The sequence below is a fragment of the Flavobacterium sharifuzzamanii genome (genome assembly GCF_003254585.1).
Classification (GTDB): domain Bacteria; phylum Bacteroidota; class Bacteroidia; order Flavobacteriales; family Flavobacteriaceae; genus Flavobacterium; species Flavobacterium sharifuzzamanii.
Genome location: NZ_QJGZ01000040.1, coordinates 278,829 through 298,691, shown reverse-complemented (window position 1 = coordinate 298,691; position 19,863 = coordinate 278,829). Strand labels below are relative to the sequence as shown.

Annotated in this window: 16 protein-coding genes; 11 read left to right on the top strand and 5 right to left on the bottom strand. The window is 36.0% G+C overall.

Annotated features, from left to right (window positions below; translation table 11 throughout):
- Positions 1–17 precede the first annotated feature (17 nt).
- Positions 18–872, bottom strand: coding sequence for a fumarylacetoacetate hydrolase family protein (locus tag DMA14_RS16370; protein ID WP_111425664.1), 855 nt, complete (start codon positions 870–872; stop codon positions 18–20).
- A gap of 399 nt (positions 873–1,271) precedes the next feature.
- Here DMA14_RS16370 and DMA14_RS16365 point away from each other — a divergent pair, with 399 nt between their 5' ends.
- The 7 genes from DMA14_RS16365 to fucP all read left to right on the top strand — a co-directional run bounded on the left by DMA14_RS16365 (position 1,272) and on the right by fucP (position 9,123).
- The gene (locus DMA14_RS16365; protein WP_111425836.1) at positions 1,272–2,420 is read left to right on the top strand and encodes an ABC transporter substrate-binding protein; all 1,149 of its coding nucleotides are present in this window, start codon (positions 1,272–1,274) and stop codon (positions 2,418–2,420) included.
- A complete protein-coding gene (locus DMA14_RS16360) occupies positions 2,417–3,559 on the top strand; it encodes a CaiB/BaiF CoA transferase family protein (protein WP_111425663.1) in 1,143 nt (380 codons plus the stop codon). Before DMA14_RS16365 ends, DMA14_RS16360 begins: the two co-directional genes overlap by 4 nt.
- A gap of 109 nt (positions 3,560–3,668) precedes the next feature.
- Positions 3,669–4,808: a CaiB/BaiF CoA transferase family protein gene (locus DMA14_RS16355; protein WP_111425662.1), complete on the top strand. Its 1,140-nt coding sequence runs from the start codon at positions 3,669–3,671 to the stop codon at positions 4,806–4,808.
- Positions 4,808–6,064 carry an extracellular solute-binding protein gene (locus DMA14_RS16350; RefSeq protein ID WP_111425661.1) on the top strand — a complete coding sequence of 419 codons (1,257 nt, stop codon included), beginning with the start codon at positions 4,808–4,810 and terminating at the stop codon, positions 6,062–6,064. Before DMA14_RS16355 ends, DMA14_RS16350 begins: the two co-directional genes overlap by 1 nt.
- A gap of 33 nt (positions 6,065–6,097) precedes the next feature.
- On the top strand, positions 6,098–7,171 hold the full coding sequence (locus tag DMA14_RS16345; RefSeq protein ID WP_111425660.1) for a Gfo/Idh/MocA family protein: 1,074 nt from the start codon (positions 6,098–6,100) through the stop codon (positions 7,169–7,171).
- A 91-nt stretch (positions 7,172–7,262) separates the two neighbouring features.
- On the top strand, positions 7,263–7,703 hold the full coding sequence (locus tag DMA14_RS16340; protein WP_111425659.1) for a MaoC/PaaZ C-terminal domain-containing protein: 441 nt from the start codon (positions 7,263–7,265) through the stop codon (positions 7,701–7,703).
- A gap of 115 nt (positions 7,704–7,818) precedes the next feature.
- Positions 7,819–9,123, top strand: a complete 1,305-nt coding sequence (gene fucP, locus DMA14_RS16335) for an L-fucose:H+ symporter permease (protein ID WP_111425658.1) — start codon at positions 7,819–7,821, stop codon at positions 9,121–9,123.
- 261 nt (positions 9,124–9,384) lie between these two features.
- Here the strand turns inward: fucP and DMA14_RS16330 are convergent, their stop codons facing one another.
- The 4 genes from DMA14_RS16330 to DMA14_RS16315 all read right to left on the bottom strand — a co-directional run bounded on the left by DMA14_RS16330 (position 9,385) and on the right by DMA14_RS16315 (position 15,823).
- The gene (locus DMA14_RS16330) at positions 9,385–9,888 is read right to left on the bottom strand and encodes a hypothetical protein (protein WP_111425657.1); all 504 of its coding nucleotides are present in this window, start codon (positions 9,886–9,888) and stop codon (positions 9,385–9,387) included.
- Between the two features lie 179 nt (positions 9,889–10,067).
- Positions 10,068–11,474, bottom strand: coding sequence for an efflux transporter outer membrane subunit (locus DMA14_RS16325; RefSeq protein WP_111425656.1), 1,407 nt, complete (start codon positions 11,472–11,474; stop codon positions 10,068–10,070).
- A gap of 18 nt (positions 11,475–11,492) precedes the next feature.
- Positions 11,493–14,663, bottom strand: a complete 3,171-nt coding sequence (locus DMA14_RS16320; protein ID WP_111425655.1) for an efflux RND transporter permease subunit — start codon at positions 14,661–14,663, stop codon at positions 11,493–11,495.
- Between the two features lie 5 nt (positions 14,664–14,668).
- A complete protein-coding gene (locus DMA14_RS16315) occupies positions 14,669–15,823 on the bottom strand; it encodes an efflux RND transporter periplasmic adaptor subunit (protein WP_111425654.1) in 1,155 nt (384 codons plus the stop codon).
- 266 nt (positions 15,824–16,089) lie between these two features.
- Here DMA14_RS16315 and DMA14_RS16310 point away from each other — a divergent pair, with 266 nt between their 5' ends.
- The 4 genes from DMA14_RS16310 (at position 16,090) to DMA14_RS16295 (ending at position 19,755) form a co-directional block, all read left to right on the top strand.
- Complete coding sequence (locus DMA14_RS16310) at positions 16,090–17,136, top strand: sensor histidine kinase (protein WP_111425653.1); 1,047 nt, start codon at positions 16,090–16,092, stop codon at positions 17,134–17,136.
- Positions 17,133–17,864, top strand: a complete 732-nt coding sequence (locus DMA14_RS16305) for a LytR/AlgR family response regulator transcription factor (RefSeq protein WP_111425652.1) — start codon at positions 17,133–17,135, stop codon at positions 17,862–17,864. Before DMA14_RS16310 ends, DMA14_RS16305 begins: the two co-directional genes overlap by 4 nt.
- Before the next feature lie 18 nt (positions 17,865–17,882).
- Positions 17,883–18,176 (top strand): DUF3861 domain-containing protein, encoded by a 294-nt coding sequence (locus DMA14_RS16300; protein ID WP_111425651.1) that lies wholly within the window; start codon positions 17,883–17,885, stop codon positions 18,174–18,176.
- Between the two features lie 349 nt (positions 18,177–18,525).
- The gene (locus DMA14_RS16295) at positions 18,526–19,755 is read left to right on the top strand and encodes a PQQ-dependent sugar dehydrogenase (protein WP_111425650.1); all 1,230 of its coding nucleotides are present in this window, start codon (positions 18,526–18,528) and stop codon (positions 19,753–19,755) included.
- Positions 19,756–19,863: the final 108 nt, after the last annotated feature.

Sequence of the window (19,863 nt, the reverse complement as noted above, 5' to 3'; positions counted from 1 at the left end):
TTATACTTTCTTAATTTTTATTTTTGATATGCTACAGCTTTCTGTTTGCTTGTTCCTAAACCTTCAATTCCCAATTCAACAACATCGCCAGCTTTAATATAAATCGGATCTGGTTTGATTCCTAAACCAACTCCCGGAGGCGTTCCTGTACTGATAATATCGCCTGGAAGCAATGTCATAAACTGACTTAGATAATGCACTAAATAAGGAATTTTGAAAACTAAATTCAACGTGTTACTATCTTGGTATTTTTTACCGTTTACCGTCAGCCACATTTTTAAATTATCCACATCAGCGATTTCATCTTTTGTAGCCAAAAATGGCCCAAGAGGCGCAAAAGTGTCGCTTCCTTTTCCTTTTGCCCATTGTCCGCCGCGCTCTAGTTGAAAAGCTCTTTCACTATAATCATTTAATAAAGCATAACCAGCCACATAATCTAAAGCTTCAGCTTCTTCGACATAACTTGCTTTTTTGCCCACGATAAAAGCCAATTCTACTTCCCAATCTGTTTTTTCAGAGTTTTTCGGAATAATCAAATCATCATCTGGACCGCACAAAGAAGTTGTTGATTTAAAGAAAATAATTGGTTCTGTCGGAATCGGTGCGTTGGTTTCTTTACAATGATCGATATAATTTAAGCCAATGCAGATAATTTTTGAAGGTCTCGCAACAGGCGAACCTAAACGTACAGAAGCATCAACTTCTGGCAAAGTTGGATTTCTTTCTAATACCTTTTGTAATTTCTCTAATCCGTTTTCTTCAAAGAAACTTTCGTTAAAATCGGTTACAAGTGAAGAAACATCATATCTCTTTTCTCCAATCAAAACTCCAGGTTTCTCTTTTCCGATTTCTCCAAAACGTATTAATTTCATAATCGTATATTTTTAATTGTTAGTTTAATTTTTTAGATGAAAAGTCTCCATCAATCGTATAATCATCCTAGAAATTCTACTTCTTATCTATTCTAAATCCTGTAAAAAAGCAAAGCAAAATTAATAAATGTAAAAAATACAATTACAAAAATACTTTTTAAAAATTAATATCCGAGATATATTTTATTTTCCTCTTCTTAAAATAGCTAAACTTTAAATTTTTATAACATTTTTTAGACAGTTTGTAGAAATTACATCACTAATTATCCTTTTATGCAAAAAGATTCTTTAATAAATAAAGGATTCCTTGTTCATTTAAATCTTATTTCTACTTTTGTAATTGTATTTTTTACATTTATTATTTCAAACGATTTCACTACCCAAAATTCCTATATAAAAATGATAAAATTAAAAGGCATAACTTGGAATCATACAAGAGGTTTACTTCCAATGGTTGCCACATCACAGCGTTTTACAGAATTACATCCTGATGTTGAAATTTCTTGGGAAAAGAGAAGTTTACAAGAATTTGCCGATGCCTCTATCGAAGACTTAGCCAAAAGATTTGATTTATTGGTCATTGATCATCCCTGGACAGGTTTTGGAGCGCAAACCAAAGCGATTCTTCCGTTATCTGATTATTTATCAAACGAATATATTAAAGATCAAGAAAGTAATACTGTTGGAAAATCGTACGGAAGTTATGTTTTTCACGACAAATTATGGGCGCTTCCAATCGATGCTGCAACTCCTGTTGCTTCTGCCCGCTTGGATCTTTTGAAAAAAAACAATTTAGAAGTTCCTAAAACGTATGATGATTTATTAGCATTGGCTAAAAAAGGTTTAGTTGCCTTTGCCGGAATTCCTGTAGATGTTTTAATGAGCTTTTATATGTTTTGCTGCAGTTTGGGCGAAGCTCCTTTTCTTTCTGAAGAAAAAGTGATTTCTGAATCCACAGGAATCAAAGCCCTTCAAATGTTTAGAGAATTAGCTCAATTAATTGATAATAAAAACTTTAACCGTAATCCAATTCAAGTTTATGAAGCGATGGTTAATTCAGACGAAATTGCCTACTGCCCTTTTGCTTATGGTTATTCCAATTATTCTCGCATTGGCTACAGCCAAAACCTTTTACATTTTTATGATTTAGTTAAATTGAATGACAATCCGATGATTTCTTCTTTGGGAGGAACTGGATTAGCGGTTTCTTCATTCAGCGAACATATTGAAACAGCCATAAAATATGCTGAATTTACGTGTTCATCACAGGTTCAGCAGAATATTTATACTGATAATGGCGGTCAGCCAGGACATTTGCAAGCTTGGAAAAGCGAAAGAATTAATGGAGTGACACACGATTATTTCAAAAATACTTTACCAGCTTTAGAACGCGCTTTCCTTCGTCCGAGATACTATGGACACATGTATTTCCAAGATCATGCGGGAGATGTGGTTCGCAATTATTTGATGAATGGCGGAGACGAATTAAAAGTGTTGGAAGAAATGAATTCGCTTTACGCGGAATCTCTAAAAATCCAGACCGTATGAGACCTTTAGAAGGATTAGTTGTTCTGGAATTCTGCCAGTTTTTAGCAGGACCTTCGGCAGGATTAAAACTGGCCGATTTGGGCGCACGTGTTATCAAAATCGAACGTCCCGTAAAAGGTGAAGCTTGCAGACAATTAAGTATTAAAGATTTGTTTGTAGATGATAGCAGTTTACTTTTTCATACGATTAATAGAAATAAAGAATCTTTTGCAGCCGATTTAAAAAATCCTGACGATTTGGTTTTAATTAAAAAACTGATCGAAAAGGCTGATATTATGACACATAATTTCAGACCTGGAGTGATGGAAAAAATCGGATTAGATTTTGAAAATACGCTTTCTATAAATCCACAGATTATTTACGGAACTATTACAGGTTACGGAAATGAAGGACCGTGGGCAAAAAAACCGGGACAAGATTTATTGTTACAATCGCTTTCTGGCTTAAGCTGGTTAAGTGGACGTAAAAGTCAAGGCCCAGTTCCTTTTGGTTTGGCTGTAGCCGATTTAATGTGTGGAAATCATTTTGTACAAGGAATTTTAGCAGCGCTTCTAAAAAGAGCCAAAACTAAAAAAGGTGTTTTGGTTGAAGTCAGTTTGCTGGAATCTATTCTCGATGTACAATTTGAAGCGATTACTTCTTTCCTAAATGATGGCGGTCAATTGCCTGAACGTGGTGATATTAAAGGAAGTGCGCATGCTTTTTTAAGCGCACCTTACGGAGTTTATCAAACGCAAGATGGTTATTTGTCTCTCGCAATGGGTGATTTACTTTTTATTGGAAATACATTAGGTTTAGATTTAAATGCCTTTGCAGATAAACATCTTTGGTTTGAAAAGCGCGACGAAATCAGAACGATTTTGAGTGAAAGAATTCAAACCCAAACTTCTGATTATTGGATTGAAATATTGCAGAAAGAAGGTATTTGGTGCGGAAAAGTTTTCAATTACGAAGAACTGGACAATCAGCGCTTTGTAAATGAATTACAGCTGAAACAAACCGTTAAAAATACCGAAGGCGAAACTTTGGTAACCACCAGAAGTCCGATACAATTGGATGGAGAAATTTTGCTAAGCGAAAAAGCAGCACCAAAAGTAGGACAGGACAATTTGAAAATACACGAACAGTTTATTCGCTAGATTGTTGAATCGTTTATTTGTTTAATCGTATTAAACAAATAAACGAATTAATGGTTAAACAAATACAACGATTAAACGATTAAACCATAAAAACGGTTAAACAAAAAAAATGAAACCATTAGAAGATTATTTAATTGTAGATTTCAGTCAGTTTCTTTCGGGCCCGTCGGCGAGTTTGCGTCTGGCCGATTTGGGAGCGCGCGTGATAAAAATTGAAAAACCGGGAACGGGAGATATCTGCCGTACTTTATATACTTCTGATTTGATTATGAACGGCGAATCGTCTGTTTTTCATACTATCAACAGAAACAAAGAATCTTTTGCGATTGATTTTAAACAGCCAGAGGAACTTCAAAAACTAAAAAAACTATTAGCTAAAGCCGATGTTGTCATGCACAATTTCAGACCCGGAGTTATGGAGCGCATTGGTTTGAGTTATGATGACGTAAAAAACGTTAATCCAAATGTGATTTATGGGTCAATTTCAGGTTTTGGAGAACATCCAGATTTGAAAGATTTACCGGGACAAGACTTGCTTTTACAATCTTTAACGGCTTTGACTTGGTTAAGCGGTAATCATAAAGATGGTCCAGTTCCAATGGGATTATCGATTGTAGATATGCTTGCCGGAGCTCATTTAGCGCAAGGAATTTTAGCCTCCTTATACCGAAAAGCAACTCATAACATTGGCGCACAAGTTCAAGTCAGTATGTTGGAATCTGCATTTGATTTTCAATTTGAAACAATTACGACCTATTTTAATGACGGCGGCGAATTGCCTGTTCGAACTAAAACCAATAACGCACACGCTTATTTGGGCGCTCCATACGGAATTTACAAAACCAAAAACGGTTATCTCGCACTAGCAATGGGATCGATTCCTGTTTTGGCTTCTTTGCTAAAATGTGATGCTTTATTAGCTTTTCCTGAAAACAAATTTACGCTTAGAGACGAAATCAAAAATATACTTGCCGATCATTTGCAAACGCAAGAAACACAGTTTTGGTTAGATATTTTAGAACCCGCCGACATTTGGTGCGCAGGAGTTTTAAACTATCAGCAGCTATTTGCTGAAGACGGATTTAAGGTTTTGAATTTCACCCAGCAAGTCGAAATGCTTGACGGCTATACTTATAAAACTACACGCTGTCCGATAAAAATTGACGGCGAATATATGACTTCAGGAAAAGGCTCGCCAAAACTAGGTCAGGACAACGAGAAAATTATTAAAGAATTTATAGACTGCTGATGGAAAAAATTAGAATCGCCGTTCGAAAATTCGATCCTTTCGAAAGTACACTTCGAAAATTGTGGGATGCTTTCTGCCTTCAAAACAATATAAAAATGGAAGCAGAAATGGTTGCCTTAGAACTTCATGATTTGTACGAAACTACTATCTCAGAAAAGGGTCTAAAAGAAGGAAAATGGGATATCGCCCACATCAATACCGATTGGATTTTTGATGCAGCAAACGAAAATGCGGTTCTTAATTTGTTTTCATTAATTGGAGAAAATCCACCTGAAAATTATCCTTTTGGATGGCATAAATCGCTGTTGCATTTACAAAAATTGAGCAATGGCATTTTCGGACTTCCATTTCACGACGGGCCGGAATGTCTGATTTACCGAAAAGATTTATTTGAAAACCAGACAGAAAAAGATAATTTTAAAGAACAGTTTGGCTACGAACTTTCTACTCCAAAAACGTGGCAGGAATTTTCAGAAATTGCCACATTTTTTAATCGTCCCGAACAAAATTTATACGGTGCTGTTTTTGCCAATTATCCAGACGGACATAATATGGTTTTTGACTTCTGTCTGCAATTATGGACACGTGGCGGTTCTTTATTAAACAAAAAAAATCATATAGATATACATAACGAAGCAGCAATAAAAGCATTGGACTTTTATAGAAAAATGGTCAATGACAAAAATGCGGTTCATCCAAAATCGAGAGAATTTGGTTCGGTTGAAGCAGGTTTGGCTTTCGCCGAAGGACAAGCAGCAATGGCAATCAACTGGTTTGGATTTGCTTCTATGGCAGAAGTGATCGAAGAATCGAAAGTGAAAGGAAAAATCGATATCACTTCCCTCCCATCCGATCCTGGTCATAAAACAGCTTCTTTGAATGTATATTGGTTATATACAATTGGTTCCGGAAGCAAACATAAAAAACTGGCTTACGATTTTTTACGTTTTGCCACAACGCCCGAAAGCGATAAATTATTAACTACGGAAGGCGGAATCGGATGCCGAAAATCGACTTGGAAAGATGCCGAAATTAATACTTTAATTCCATTTTATCATAAACTGGAAATGCTTCATGAAAATGCATTAACACTGCCTCAAACACCAATCTGGCCAAAAGTAGCCGAACTTATTGATGGCACTGTTTTAAAAGCCATTGAAACTGATATTCCATCGGCAATACTTTTAGAAGAAACTCAAAAGAAAATAAGAGAATTAAGTCAAGGAACAACATTACACAGCTCTGTCAAGAATTAAAATTGGCAGGCTTAATTTCAAAATATAGAACAAATGAATATTCCCTATAAACCTTTACTTCCCCAAACAGAACAGCCCATTGTGATTATTGGAGCAAGCGGAATTGTAAAAGATGCTCATCTTCCTGCTTATGAAATGGCTGGTTTTAAAGTTTTTGGTATTACCAACAGAACGATTTCAAAAGCATACGATTTACAGAAACAATTCAAAATCGATCATGTTTTTGAAAGTGTAGCCGATGCAGTAAAAAATGCGCCTTCAAACGCTGTTTATGATATTACCGTTTTACCAGATCAATACATCGAAATTTTAGAACAATTACCTGACGGCGCTGCAGTTTTGATTCAAAAACCAATGGGAAATGATTTGGCTCAGGCACGCGAGATTGTAACAGTTTGTGAAAGAAAGAATCTGGTTGCTGCAATCAACTTCCAATTGCGTTTTGCTTCTTTTGTAAGCGCTGCAAGATATTTAATCGATCAGGGAATTATTGGCGAATTATACGATTTGGAATTCAAAGTTACTGTAAATACGCCTTGGGAATTGTTTCCTTTAATAAAAGAACATCCAAGATTGGAAATTCTTTTCCATAGTGTGCATTATATTGACTGCATTCGATCTTTTCTAGGAAATCCGAAAAATGTACTGGCAAAAACGGCTAAACATCCGCTTAAAAAATTATCATCAAGCCGATCTACTATTATTTTGGATTATGGCGAAGATAAACATGTTGTAATCAATACCAATCACGATCATCATTTTGGCCCAAAACACGAAGAAAGTTATATTAAATGGGAAGGAACGAAAGGCGCTGTTAAAGCAAAAATGGGCTTGTTAATGAACTATCCTGACGGTCTTCCTGACGTTTTTGAGTATGCATTGCCCAAAAAAGATAATGAAAATGAGTACGAATGGACAGAAGTAAAATTGGAAGGTTCATGGTTTCCAGAAGCTTTTATTGGTGCAATGTCTAATCTAATGCGTTACAAAGAAGGTTCTGACACGATATTATCAGCAAGTGTCCAAGATGTTTTGGGAACGATGAAAGTTGTAGAAGCTTGTTATGAAAGTAACAAAAACGGTGGAATTTCTTTTGAACAAGTGTAATTAAAACACTATATTTCAAAACCAAAAAACAAAATTTAAGTCCTCTTCAAAATAAACGCGATGTTGAGCTGACGAATAAAAAGAATAAATTATGTATTTTAAATCAACTTTTTTCGAAGATTATCAAATCGACGACAAACGAATAACTTTAGGCAGAACAATTACAGAAACCGATTTTGTGGTTCATGCTGGACACACGGGAGATTTCTTTCCTCATCACATGGACGAAGAATGGTGCAAAACTCAGCCATTCGGACAAAGAATTGCGCACGGAACCATGGTTTTTGCCATCGGAATTGGATTAACAGCATCTGAAATAAATCCAGAAGCTTTTTCTAGAGGTTACGACAAAATGCGTTTTGTAAAACCAGTTCATATCGGCGACACTATTCACTCAGAAGTAACTATTTCTGAAAAAGGTGAAGCCAAAAATCCAGAAATGGGAACCGTAACCGAACATGTAGAAATCATTAACCAACGCGGTGAAATCGTTTTGGTTTGCGATCACTTACTTTTAGTGAAGAAAAAATGATTTTTCTTCAAGGGACAAAGGTTCAAAGGTGCACAGGAACAAAGGTTTCTTCACTTTGAACCTTTGCCACTTTGAACCTCTGAACCTTAAAAAAAACAACTAAAAAACTATCTAAATGCAAATTACAAACCAAGCTGGCGATCAACATGAAGTGCCAACAGAAGGCGGAAAAGGAAATCAGTACCTTTTGCCTTTTATTTTAGTTACATGCCTATTTTTTCTGTGGGGAATGGCCCACAACTTAGATTCAGTTTTAATTCCGCACTTGAAAAAAGCGTGCGAATTAAATAATCGCCAGTCTACTCTTATTGATACTTCTGTATTCTTTGCTTACTTCATTATGGCGATTCCAGCTGGAATGCTGATTAAAAGATTTGGTTATAAAAACAGTATCATTACTGGATTATTAGTTTTTGCAGCAGGAGCATTTTTGTTTGTTCCAGCAGCTAATACTAGAACTTACGAATTGTTCTTATTTGCCCTTTTTGTAATTGGATGTGGTTTAACGATTTTAGAAACCAGTGCAAACCCTTACGCTGCAATATTAGGACCTGCAGAATCTTCTTCTAAAAGATTGAATTTAGCAGCTTCTTTCAATGGATTGGCGGCAATGGTTGCTCCTATTGTAGGTTCGTTATTCATTCTTTCAGGAACCAATCATACGCCAGAGCAAATGGCAGCAATGCCAGAAGCAGAAAAAGCGGCTTATTTATTGGGCGAAGCGGCTTCTGTAAAAATGCCTTATATTGTTTTAGGAAGCATCTTAGTTTTGGTTGCTATTATATTTTACTTCGTACAATTGCCTTCAATGAAAGCAACTCATACAGAAGCTGAAATTAAACCCGGTTTTTTCTCTGTTTTAAAATTTAGACATTTAAGCTGGGGAGTTGCTGCTCAATTTTTTTATGTGGGAGCTCAAGTTTGCATTACCAGTTTCTTTATTCGTATCGCACAACAAGGAGCTGGATTAGATGAAAAAACTGCTGGATATTATTTAGGAATCTATGGTTTCCTTTTTATGGCGGGACGTTTTATTGGAACTTTCTTTTTACGTTTTGTAAAAGATTATGTTTTATTGTCAATCTACTGCGTAATGAGTGTTTTACTGTGCCTGGTCGCAATTTACGGTTCTGGAATCGTAGTGATTTACGCTCTTGGAGGAATTGGATTCTTTATGTCAATTATGTTCCCAACGATTTTCTCTCTAGGAATTAAAGGCTTAAAATCGAATACTGAAACGGGTTCTTCTTGGTTGGTAATGTCAATTGTTGGTGGAGCTATTATTCCTTACGGGATGGGAACTTTAATCGATATGAATCACGATGATATTCAAACTGGATATATTATTCCGCTAGTTTGTTTTTTGATCATTCTTTCTTTTGGAGCTTTTGGTCATAAGGTGAAAGCGGTTTCTGAATAGTTTTTTTTGCCACAGATTATTTGGATTAAAAAAGGATTTTTTTTTATAGCCACTAATTACACTAATTAGCACGAATTTATTTTTACAAAAGGTTGTAATTTATGCTAATTCATGGCTAAAATGAATTGCCTCCAGCTTTAGCTAGAGGCAATTGATATTTTAATTTTTTATTAAAATAAATTCGTGCTAATTCGTGTAATTAGTGGCTATAAAAAATCAAAAACGCCTCCAATTGGAGGCGTTTTCTTTTAGTCATGTTTATTAATGGTGTTTGCCATTACCGTGATCGTGGTTCTTGTCTGACTTATTATTTCCTTGGCTGTTTCCGTTGCCATTGTTTCCACTATTTCCTTTGTTGTTTCCGTAGTGGTTTCCATTATTTCCTTTAGGTTTTTCTCCTCTATTTTTTTGAGGTTTTCCGTGGTAGCCTTTCGGATATTCAGCTCTGTGTTTTGAATGATAGTAATAAGGAGTGTTTCCTCTATAATCAGTCAAAACTACTTTGTATCCTGAATACAAATCATAGTTTCTATATACTGACGGAAGTCTTCTTTCACGAATCCACTTTCCGCTATTGGCATAAATAAATACGCTTTGATTTATATCATAATACACATCGATGTCTGGCAAATAATAGTATCTGCTGTTGTCGTAACCTTGTGGCCCCCAATTTGGAGGAGTACCAATATTTACATTTACTGATACTTGTGCTTGAGCAAAAAATGCACTCATAAAAAGCACTGAGGCGAATATTAACTTTTTCATGTCTTTAGAATTTAAATGTTAACTGTAATAGATATTAATCTAAATTAATGCCAAAGATTTGTGATTCAAGCATTCATTATACAAAATTACGAAACTAATCGACGAATAGTGCTTTTTAAACGATGTACTTTTCAAAAAACCGTCTCAGATTTTGAGACGGTTTTTATCATTATAAACAATTATTTCCAACCACCACCCAACGCTCTGTACAAATTAATAACAGCTTGCAATTTTTGCAGATTATCATTTACTCCGTTTAATTGCGCCGCTAAAAGGTTTTGCTGCGATGTTAATACATCTGTATAGTTAGTTGCAGAACTATATTCTAAAAGTTCTTGCGTAAAGTCTACTGCTTTTTCTAAAGCTGCAATTTGCTTCGCTCTAGAATCTTCTTTTTCAACAGCCATTTGGTACGCATACAAGGCATTTGAAACTTCCTGACCAGCCACTAAAAGACTTTGTTGGAAATTGTTGTATGCTTGTAATTGTTGTGACTGCGCTGTAGTCAATCTCATTTTGTTTAAACCATGATTAAATAAAGGCTGTGTTAATCCTCCAATAATCGAATAAAAAATAGAATTGCTAAAGAAATCTTTCAACTCTAAATTTGAAAATCCGGTGCTTGCTGTAAGCGTCAGACTTGGATAAAAATACGTCTTAGCCAAATTAGTCGACTCAAAAGCGACTCTGAAATTAAACTCCGCTTGACGGACATCAGGACGATTGTTTAATAACTGCGCTGGCATTCCGATTGCAATTTTTTCAGGAATAATCTGTGTCCCTAAAACACCTCTATCAATTGGTCCAGGTCCTTGTCCAAGTAAAATATTGATAGCATTTTCGGTTTCGCGAATGCTTTGCTTCAAATCTGGAATTAAAACTTCTGCCGCATGCTGGTTGGCTTCACTCTGAACGACTGCTGCACCAGTTACAATTGCACCTTCTTTTAAAGCTTTAATAGTTGCAACGTTTTCGATACGGCTTTTTAATGTTTCTTCTGTGATTTTTAACGATTCATCATACGACAATAGCAAGAAGTAATTATTGGCAATATCGGCAATCAATTGCGTTTGAACTGCTTGTTTTGCAGCATCAGAAGCCAAATAGGTTGCCAAAGCCGCTCTTTTAGAACTGCTTAATTTTCCCCAAACATCAATTTCCCAAGAACTGCTTACGCCTAATTTGTAAGTTGTTGTTAAGGTATTAATGTTGATTCCTGCCGGAAAGTTTAATCCTGCCTGAGATTGCTTGTTATGCGTTACATTGGCGTCCAATTGCAAGCTTGGATAATAAGCCAATTTACTCTGACGCAAAGAAGCTCTAGCTTGAACAATATTCTCAATTGCATTTTTCAGATTTAAATTTTGTTCTAAACCTTTTTGAATTAATGCATTCAGTTTTTCATCTTTAAAAACAGTATTCCAAGGCATATCTGCAATTGTAGTCGAATCAGTCGTAGATTGATCGCGATACAATTGATCTGTTTTTAATGTCGTTGGACGTTCGTATTTCTTGGTAACAGAGCACGCACTAATAAGTGCGGCTGTCATTACCAGTAAAATATATTTATTAGAACTATTCGTCATTTTTCTTGTAATTAAATTTTACTCTTTGTGAGCTTCTATTAAATGAATTTCATCTTCATCGTCGTCTTCATCATCATAACCATCTTTTGCTGGACCGCTTATTTTTTCTTGTAAAGTTTGGAAAATGATAAACAGAACCGGAATAACAAATACTCCTAAAATAGTTCCGATCAACATACCTCCTACTGCTCCAGTACCAATGGATTTATTACCAACAGCTCCCGCTCCAGAAGCGAACATTAATGGAACCAATCCTAAAATAAAGGCAAACGAAGTCATCAAAATTGGACGTAAACGCGCTACCGCTCCATCAATTGCAGCTTGTACAATCGGAAGTCCTTTTCTTCTTCTATCCAAAGCAAATTCAACAATCAAAATACCGTTCTTTGCCAGAAGTCCGATAAGCATGATTAGGGAAATCTGCAGGTAAATGTTACTATTCAATTTAAAAATAATCGAGAATAAATACGCTCCTGCTAATCCAAACGGAATCGATAATAATACCGCAAATGGTAAAATATAACTTTCGTATTGTGCACTCAGTAAGAAATAAACGAAAACCAAACATAAAAGGAAAATGAAGATCGTCTCGCTTCCTGAAGCTAATTCTTCTCGCGTTAAACCAGAAAATTCATAACCGTAACCTGCTGGAAGGTTTTCTGCAGCCACTTCTTGGATGGCTTTAATAGCATCTCCAGAACTGTAGCCTGGTTTTGGTGCTCCTGTAATCGAAATTGACGTAAATAAGTTAAATCTCGAAATAGATTCTGGTCCAAAAACTCTTGTCATTTTTACAAACTCAGTAATTGGCGCCATGTTTCCTGCACTATTTCTAACGAAAATTTTATTCAATCCTTCCGTATTCGTTCTGAATTCTGGAGCTGCCTGAACCATTACACGATATTGTTTCCCGAATTTATTGAAATTCGAAGCATACAATCCACCGTAATATCCTTGCATGGTTGACAGAATCGTATTTACAGAAACTCCTGCATCTTTCGCTTTCGCTAAATTAATATCCATCATATACTGAGGGAAACCAGGGTTAAATGGCGTTGTCGCATATTGAATTTCTGGACGTTCCGATAATTTTGCTAAGAACTCATTATTAACTTTATAGAACTCAGAAGTTGTATGCCCTCCTTTATCCTGCAATTGGAATTCGAATCCGCCACTTTGTCCAAAACCTTGAATAGTTGGAGGCGAAATAAAGAAAATATTGGCTTCGCGAATACCGCTTGTTTTAGCAAAAAGCTGCCCGATGACATCATCAACACTAAGCTCTCGCTGATCCCACGGATATAATTTTACAATTACCATACTGTAAGCACTACCTGCTCCAGCTGTAAAGTTCTGACCTACGATACGAAGTGTATTTTTAACTCCTGGAATTGTTTTTGCAATACTATCTACTCTTTTAGCCATGATATCCGAACGCTCCATAGAAGCTGATGGCGGTAAGCTGATATTAGCGAAAACTGTTCCCTGATCTTCAGAAGGTACGAAAGCAGATGGCGTCGTTTTCATCATATAAACTAATGCAACACCAGCAATTACAATAGAAGCCAGAGCAATCCATTTTTTTGCAGAAAGGAAACTTACCGAACGTTTGTATCTTGCTGTAACATTATCGAATGCCACGTTAAATGAAGTATAAAAACGCTGTAAATAACTTTTATGTTTATGGTCATCAGCATGCGGTTTCAATAAAAGCGCACACAAAGCCGGACTCAAAGTCAAGGCGTTTACTGCCGAAAGAATAATCGCAACGGCCAGTGTAATACCAAATTGTTTGTAGAATACCCCTGTTGATCCGTTAATAAAGGTTACTGGAATAAATACCGCGGCCATTACCAATGTAATCGAAATAATCGCACCCGAAATTTCATCCATTGCATGAATCGTCGCTTTTTTAGCCGATTTATATCCGTGATCCAACTTGGCATGAACGGCCTCGACGACGACAATCGCATCATCGACGACAATACCAATGGCAAGTACCATTGCAAAAAGCGTCAATAAGTTAATCGTAAATCCGAACAGATTCAGGAAGAAAAACGTTCCCACAATCGCAACCGGAACCGCAATTGCCGGAATTAAAGTTGATCTAAAATCTTGAAGGAAAATAAATACTACAATGAAAACCAATATAAAAGCTTCAACCAAAGTATGAATTACTTTTTCAATAGAAGCATCCAAGTTCTCGTTAACGTCCACCATAATGGTGTATTTCATTCCTTTTGGAAAACTCTTCGCTGCTTCTTCAATCAGTTTTTTAGAGTTGATAATTACATCACGCGCATTAGATCCAGGAGTTTGGCTAATCGCCATTGCTGCCGATTCTACTCCATTTGTTTTAATCGTTTGAGCATAACTTAAAGATCCTAACTCTACTTTAGCTACATCTTTAAGCCTTAACATCTGTCCGTTTCCAACAGATTTGATAACAATGTTCTCAAATTCTTGAGCGCTTGTTAAACGACCTTTGTATTTAATTACATATTGAAATGCCTGATTTCCATTTTCACCAAATTTACCCGGCGCTGCTTCGATATTTTGTTCTGCTAAAGCTGCTGAAATATCGCTTGGAATCAATTTGTATTGTTGCATTACGTCTGGTTTCAACCAGATTCTCATTGAGTAATCTTTGGCACCAAAAACGGTTACATCTCCTACCCCAACCACACGCTGAATTTGCGGTACAAGGTTAATCTTTGCATAATTTTGAAGAAATGTCTGATCGTAAGCTTTGTCATCACTGTATAAAGAGAAAATCAACAAGTTACTACTCTGGCTCTTGGTTACTGTAACCCCTGCCTGAGTTACCTCTACTGGCAGTAAACTTGTTGCTCTGGAAACCCTGTTCTGAACGTTTACTGCAGCTAAGTCGGGATTGGTTCCTACTTTAAAGAAAACCTTGATCGATGCGTTTCCATCATTTGTTGCTGTAGAAGTCATGTACGTCATGTTTTCCACACCATTGATCTGTTCTTCAAGCGGAATCACGATACTTTTAAGTACCACATCGGCATTGGCTCCAGTATAACTTGCCGCAACGTTTACCGTTGGTGGCGCGATATCCGGATATTGGGAAATCGGTAACTCTATTAGGCCTAAAACACCTAAAATAACGATAATAACAGATATTACCGTCGAGAGTACGGGTCTTTGTATAAATTTTTTAAACATTTTTTTTATTTTAAATCGGCGTAAACTGTTTCCGGGCTTTGATTTTGGGCTTTAATTTCAGTTCCTTCTTTTAGAGAAGCCACTCCTTCTAATACGATTTGGTCACCCGCTTGCAAACCGCTGGTTACCACGTAATAATTTCCAGCTGTATTTTCAAGTACAGTGATATTAGAATTTTTTGTTTTACCGTCTTTCCCTAAGACTACTGCGAACATCTTATCCTGAAGTTCAAATGTGGCACTTTGAGGAATTATAATGGCATCCTTAACATAATTCGGAATTTGCACTGTAGTACTACTTCCGCTTCTGATGATTCCTTTTGGATTTGGGAAACGTGCTCTAAAATTTACTGTACCTGTTTCAGTATTGATTAATCCGTTTACGGTTTCAATATTTCCTTTTTGATCATAAGCTGAACCATCTGAAAGCAATAAAGAAACTGCTGGCATGCTTTTTATTTTTTGGTTTAATGAAGCTCCAGCGTCTTTTGTAAAATTCAGCAAAGCTTTTTCATTCATTGCGAAATAAGCGTATACATTTCCAATGCTTGAAACTGTTGTTAAAGGTTCTGCTGTATTAGAACTTACCAAACTTCCTAAACGGAAAGGAATTGAACCTACAACTCCATTTACCGGACTTGTTACAGTTGTATATCCTAAATTGACTTTAGCATTTACTAAAGCTGCATTTGCTTGCGCTAAAGATGCCATAGCTGACTCATAAGTATATTGAGCCGATTCTAAATCATATTTGCTGATAATTCCTTTTTCAACCAATGGTTTTACTTTGTTTACAGCCAATTTTGCTGTACTTACTTCTGCTTGCGCACTTTTTATGCTTGCTGTCGCAGTACGAACTTGCTGCTCATATTCTGGAGCGCTGATTTTAAATAATGGCTGTCCTGCTTTGACTACAGCACCTTCATCAACAAAAATTTTATCAATATAGCCTTCAACTCTAGGGCGAATTTCTATGTTTTGCTGTCCTTGAATACTAGCAGGAAAATCGCTGTTTAATGTCGCTGATTTTGTCTGTAAAGTCACAGTCTTGTATTCTTTAATCTGCGGCGCACCTCCGGCTTGAGCCGATTTATCATTTTTACCGCAAGAAGCGATAATAAGTGATGCTGCGAGGATGCTTAAAAATGATTGCTTATTCATTGTGAAAAATGTGTAATTATCGATTATATGTCAACAAAAGAAATAAAATATAACGCACGAAATTTTTCAAATAGACGAACAGCAAGAGACAATCGATAAAGATAAGATGAGAACCGATGGAATTTTTCAAAATATTAAACGACTGTTTAATTTTTATCTTATCGGCTCTAAAACGCTTTTTAGAGACTCTAAATCCCGTTTTGGCGATTGCTGAAAATTTGTATTCAAATAAAATGTAATATTGTCGATATAAATTATAAATTGTAATGACACCGAATATTTTCAGACCTTATTTATTTACCGGATTACATATTCTTGGCTGGTCTCTATTGGGGTATCTTATGCTGTTTTATATTCCACTTACCTGGAATGTAGTCCTTCCGCAAGTATTCTGGCTCTGGCAGACGATCATATTGTTTTTACTCATGGTAGTCTTTTATTCTACAGCAAAACTCGTTGTTCCTAAAACCATCATAAAAGACAATACTTCACTCTTTTTGCTTTGGGCGTTTGCAGCTATAATTGCCATGCAGCTCATTGCTTATTTTTACACTTCACAAACCGATCTTCATAATCAGATTATGAAAGCCATTGGTTTTAAAAAATACAAAAATCCTTATTTCGACAACTACGTTTTTACTTTGACATTATTGGTTTTAGGGATAGGAACCAGCTGGGCTATGTTGCAACATTGGCAAAAAGCGGCACTGCACAAACAAAAACTGGAACAAGACAAAACAATGGCCGAATTGGCAATGCTTAAGGCGCAAATCAATCCGCATTTTTTCTTTAATTCTCTTAACAGCATTTATTCACTTACTTACACCGATATTGAAGATTCTCGAAACGCGCTTCACACCTTGAGCCGAATGATGCGTTATTTGCTTTACAGCACAGAAGAGAAAACAACGCTGCTGAAAGAAGCTGAGTTTATGAGAGATTTCATTGCATTAATGAAACTTCGTGCCAACAGCAAACTGACTATTACAACAGATATTCCTGAAAAAATACATGATTACCCAATTGTTCCAATGTTATTGCTACCTTTAGTAGAAAATGCTTTTAAACATGGCGTTCATGCTACTGATAAAAGCGAGATCTACATTAAGCTTACGCAAAATGGAAGCGAACTGGAATTTGAAGTTGAAAATACTTACTTTGAAAAAACAACAGTTTCTGATGTAGGCGGAATTGGTTTAACCAACACCAAACGAAGACTGCAATTGATTTATCCGAATCAGCATTTTATTTCTTTTGGAGTTACCGATCACGGAACATATAAAATTAAGTTGAAGATAAATTTAGAGCAATGACAGTATTAAAATGTATAGCAGTAGATGACGAACCGTTGGCTTTAAGACTGGTAGAAACCTTTATAGAACAGACTCCGTTTTTAGAATTAATTTCTACTTGCGACAATGCTGTTGATGCCTTGGGACTTATCAGGGAAACAAAACCAGATGTTGTTTTTTTGGATATTAATATGCCCAATTTAAGCGGAATGGAATTGGCAAGATTAATACAAGATCAAGCTGGACCATTGCCAAAAATCATTTTTACTACCGCTTATAATCATTATGCTATTGAAGGTTACAAAGTAAATGCTGTAGATTATCTTTTAAAACCTTTTAGCTATGAAGAATTTCTGCGTGCTTCAAGTAAAGTTTTACAATTGGCTGAAGAAGCCAATAATACGTTTACTACTATTACCGCAGATGACGAATTTATTTTCTTGAAGGTAGAATATCAATGGGTCAGAATTTCACTAAAAGACATCACTTACATTGAAAGTCTGAAAGATTATGTAAAAGTACATCTTGAAGATTCTCAGAAAGCCTTAATGTCTCTGATTTCGCTAAAAGCTCTAGAAGAAAAACTGCCTTCGTCTAAATTTATGCGTGTACATCGTTCTTTCATTGTTTCATTAGATAAAATAAGCGCCATCAGCAAAAACTCCATTTTTATTGATAAAATAGAAATAACAGTTGGCGAGCAATATAAAGAAGCCTTTAAAACACTGGTCGATAAATGGCTTAAATAAAATTAGAATACAAAAATCATGGAAAAAAGATCAAACAAATATTACCTTACTTTAAGTCTTAAGGAATACGCAAATGGTGAAACCGAACCAGCAAAAGAACTCGGAATTGAATTTGATAATCACGACGAAATTTTTGGAATCATTGAAAAGATAAAAGCTAAGAACATTTTTGCAAATGAATCAGAAGCTGTTCAGTTTGCTTTAGGCTTAAAATTATTTACCGAAATCAAATTAAAAAATAGAAAAAATCCGCTTTTTGAAGAATTAAATGAAGTTTTTCCAGTCTTTATGAAAAAATTAAAAAGTCTTTAAAATCTTCTTTAAAAATAAGGCCTCAGCCTTATTTCTTTTAAAATATTGAATGTTAAATTTCCGCTAAGAAAAAGACAATACAGTTCTTATTGGCAATATTTTATAACAATTTGCCGTTCCAATTAGGCATGTCCCACTAAATGCTTTTCCAAAAGAAGTTTAATTTCTGTTTTTGAAATTCTGCTACTTCAAATAAAATGGCATAAGCATTTAGGCATTCTTAATTGAAAAAACAGAGCATTCATTTGAAACTGACCATTTCAACTTTACTGAATCTCTACTTATAATATTCACTTTCGAAATGTTCGATAATGCAATGTTTAATTTTAACCATTAAAATGAAAGCATTATGATAATTCAAAAAAGTATATTTCTTCTTGCTGGAATTCTTACTTTAGTCGGCTGCTCTAATAACGACAATACTGACGGAGGCACAGATCCAGGCCCAACAGGGCCTCCTGTAGAAACAGGAACAGCAAACACTGCTTATAAGCCAGCATTTGCAGGACAGACACGAGCAGGAAGCATTCAAACTACCACCGAGATTGAATCAAAAGTAATCACCAGCGGTTTAAGCGCTCCTTGGGGAGTAGCCTATCTCCCAGATGGACGTCTGCTTGTAACAGAAAAAGCAGGCAAAATTAAAATCGTAACCCAAGCAGGTGTTATCAGTAATGCCTTAACTGGCGTTCCTGCCGTTAATCCTGATAGTCAAGGTGGATTACTTGGAATTTGCCTTGACCCCGCATTTGCTACAAACCGAATGATTTATTGGGTATTCTCTGAAGTTGTTGCTGGCGGAAATATTACCGCTGTCGCGAAAGGTAGAATTTCAGACGATGAAAAAGCAATTGAAAATACAACGGTAATCTATCGTTCGAATACACCAAATGCAAGCACACTACATTACGGAGGCCGAGTTTTATTTGATAAATCTGGAAATCTATTTGTAAGCATTGGCGAAAGATCGGTTCTGGAAACTCGTCCGTTGGCTCAATCAGTAACAAGCAGCTTAGGCAAAATTGTACACATTACCACAAGCGGACAAGCAGCACCAGGAAACCCTGCTTTTACTCAAACTGGAGCTTTACCAGAACTTTATACCATCGGACATAGAAATCCGCAAGGATTGGCTATGCATCCAACAACTGGTGAATTATGGCAAAGTGAACATGGCCCAAGAGGTGGTGACGAAATTAACAGAATTAAAGCTGGAGCAAATTATGGCTGGCCAACAATTACTTACGGAATTGAATATAGTGGTACGAAAATTGGTGAAGGTATTACGCAGCAAACTGGAATGGAACAGCCAGTTTATTATTGGGATCCTGTAGTGTCACCAAGTGGTATGACATTTTATGCAGGAAACCGTATTCCAGAATGGCAAAATAATCTTTTTATTAGTGCTTTGAGCGGTATGCACATTGTGCGTTTAGCTTTTAAAGACAATAAAGTAGCTGGAGAAGAAAGATTATTGGCAGGAGAAGGACAAAGATTTAGAGATATTACACAAGGAAAAGATGAAGCATTATACGCCGTTACCGATCAAGGAAGACTTTATAGAATAGATAAAAAGTAAACTTGTTCATCTATACATGCCAAAAAAACGCCCCATATTTGGGGCGTTTGTGTTTTATTATTTTTTTGTTTCAGGTTTCAGGTTTCAAGTTAAACGCAACGGAATAAA

What these genes read in the sequence shown, in the direction of transcription:
- fucP (WP_111425658.1), top strand. Translation starts at nt 7,819, where the DNA reads ATGCAAATTACAAACCAAGCTGGCGATCAACATGAAGTGCCAACAGAA.
- DMA14_RS16360 (WP_111425663.1), top strand. Translation starts at nt 2,417, where the DNA reads ATGAGACCTTTAGAAGGATTAGTTGTTCTGGAATTCTGCCAGTTTTTA.
- DMA14_RS16325 (WP_111425656.1), bottom strand. Translation starts at nt 11,474, where the DNA reads ATGACGAATAGTTCTAATAAATATATTTTACTGGTAATGACAGCCGCA.
- DMA14_RS16355 (WP_111425662.1), top strand. Translation starts at nt 3,669, where the DNA reads ATGAAACCATTAGAAGATTATTTAATTGTAGATTTCAGTCAGTTTCTT.
- DMA14_RS16365 (WP_111425836.1), top strand. Translation starts at nt 1,272, where the DNA reads ATGATAAAATTAAAAGGCATAACTTGGAATCATACAAGAGGTTTACTT.
- DMA14_RS16295 (WP_111425650.1), top strand. Translation starts at nt 18,526, where the DNA reads ATGATAATTCAAAAAAGTATATTTCTTCTTGCTGGAATTCTTACTTTA.
- DMA14_RS16310 (WP_111425653.1), top strand. Translation starts at nt 16,090, where the DNA reads ATGACACCGAATATTTTCAGACCTTATTTATTTACCGGATTACATATT.
- DMA14_RS16330 (WP_111425657.1), bottom strand. Translation starts at nt 9,888, where the DNA reads ATGAAAAAGTTAATATTCGCCTCAGTGCTTTTTATGAGTGCATTTTTT.
- DMA14_RS16320 (WP_111425655.1), bottom strand. Translation starts at nt 14,663, where the DNA reads ATGTTTAAAAAATTTATACAAAGACCCGTACTCTCGACGGTAATATCT.
- DMA14_RS16315 (WP_111425654.1), bottom strand. Translation starts at nt 15,823, where the DNA reads ATGAATAAGCAATCATTTTTAAGCATCCTCGCAGCATCACTTATTATC.
- DMA14_RS16345 (WP_111425660.1), top strand. Translation starts at nt 6,098, where the DNA reads ATGAATATTCCCTATAAACCTTTACTTCCCCAAACAGAACAGCCCATT.
- DMA14_RS16305 (WP_111425652.1), top strand. Translation starts at nt 17,133, where the DNA reads ATGACAGTATTAAAATGTATAGCAGTAGATGACGAACCGTTGGCTTTA.
- DMA14_RS16300 (WP_111425651.1), top strand. Translation starts at nt 17,883, where the DNA reads ATGGAAAAAAGATCAAACAAATATTACCTTACTTTAAGTCTTAAGGAA.
- DMA14_RS16370 (WP_111425664.1), bottom strand. Translation starts at nt 872, where the DNA reads ATGAAATTAATACGTTTTGGAGAAATCGGAAAAGAGAAACCTGGAGTT.
- DMA14_RS16340 (WP_111425659.1), top strand. Translation starts at nt 7,263, where the DNA reads ATGTATTTTAAATCAACTTTTTTCGAAGATTATCAAATCGACGACAAA.
- DMA14_RS16350 (WP_111425661.1), top strand. Translation starts at nt 4,808, where the DNA reads ATGGAAAAAATTAGAATCGCCGTTCGAAAATTCGATCCTTTCGAAAGT.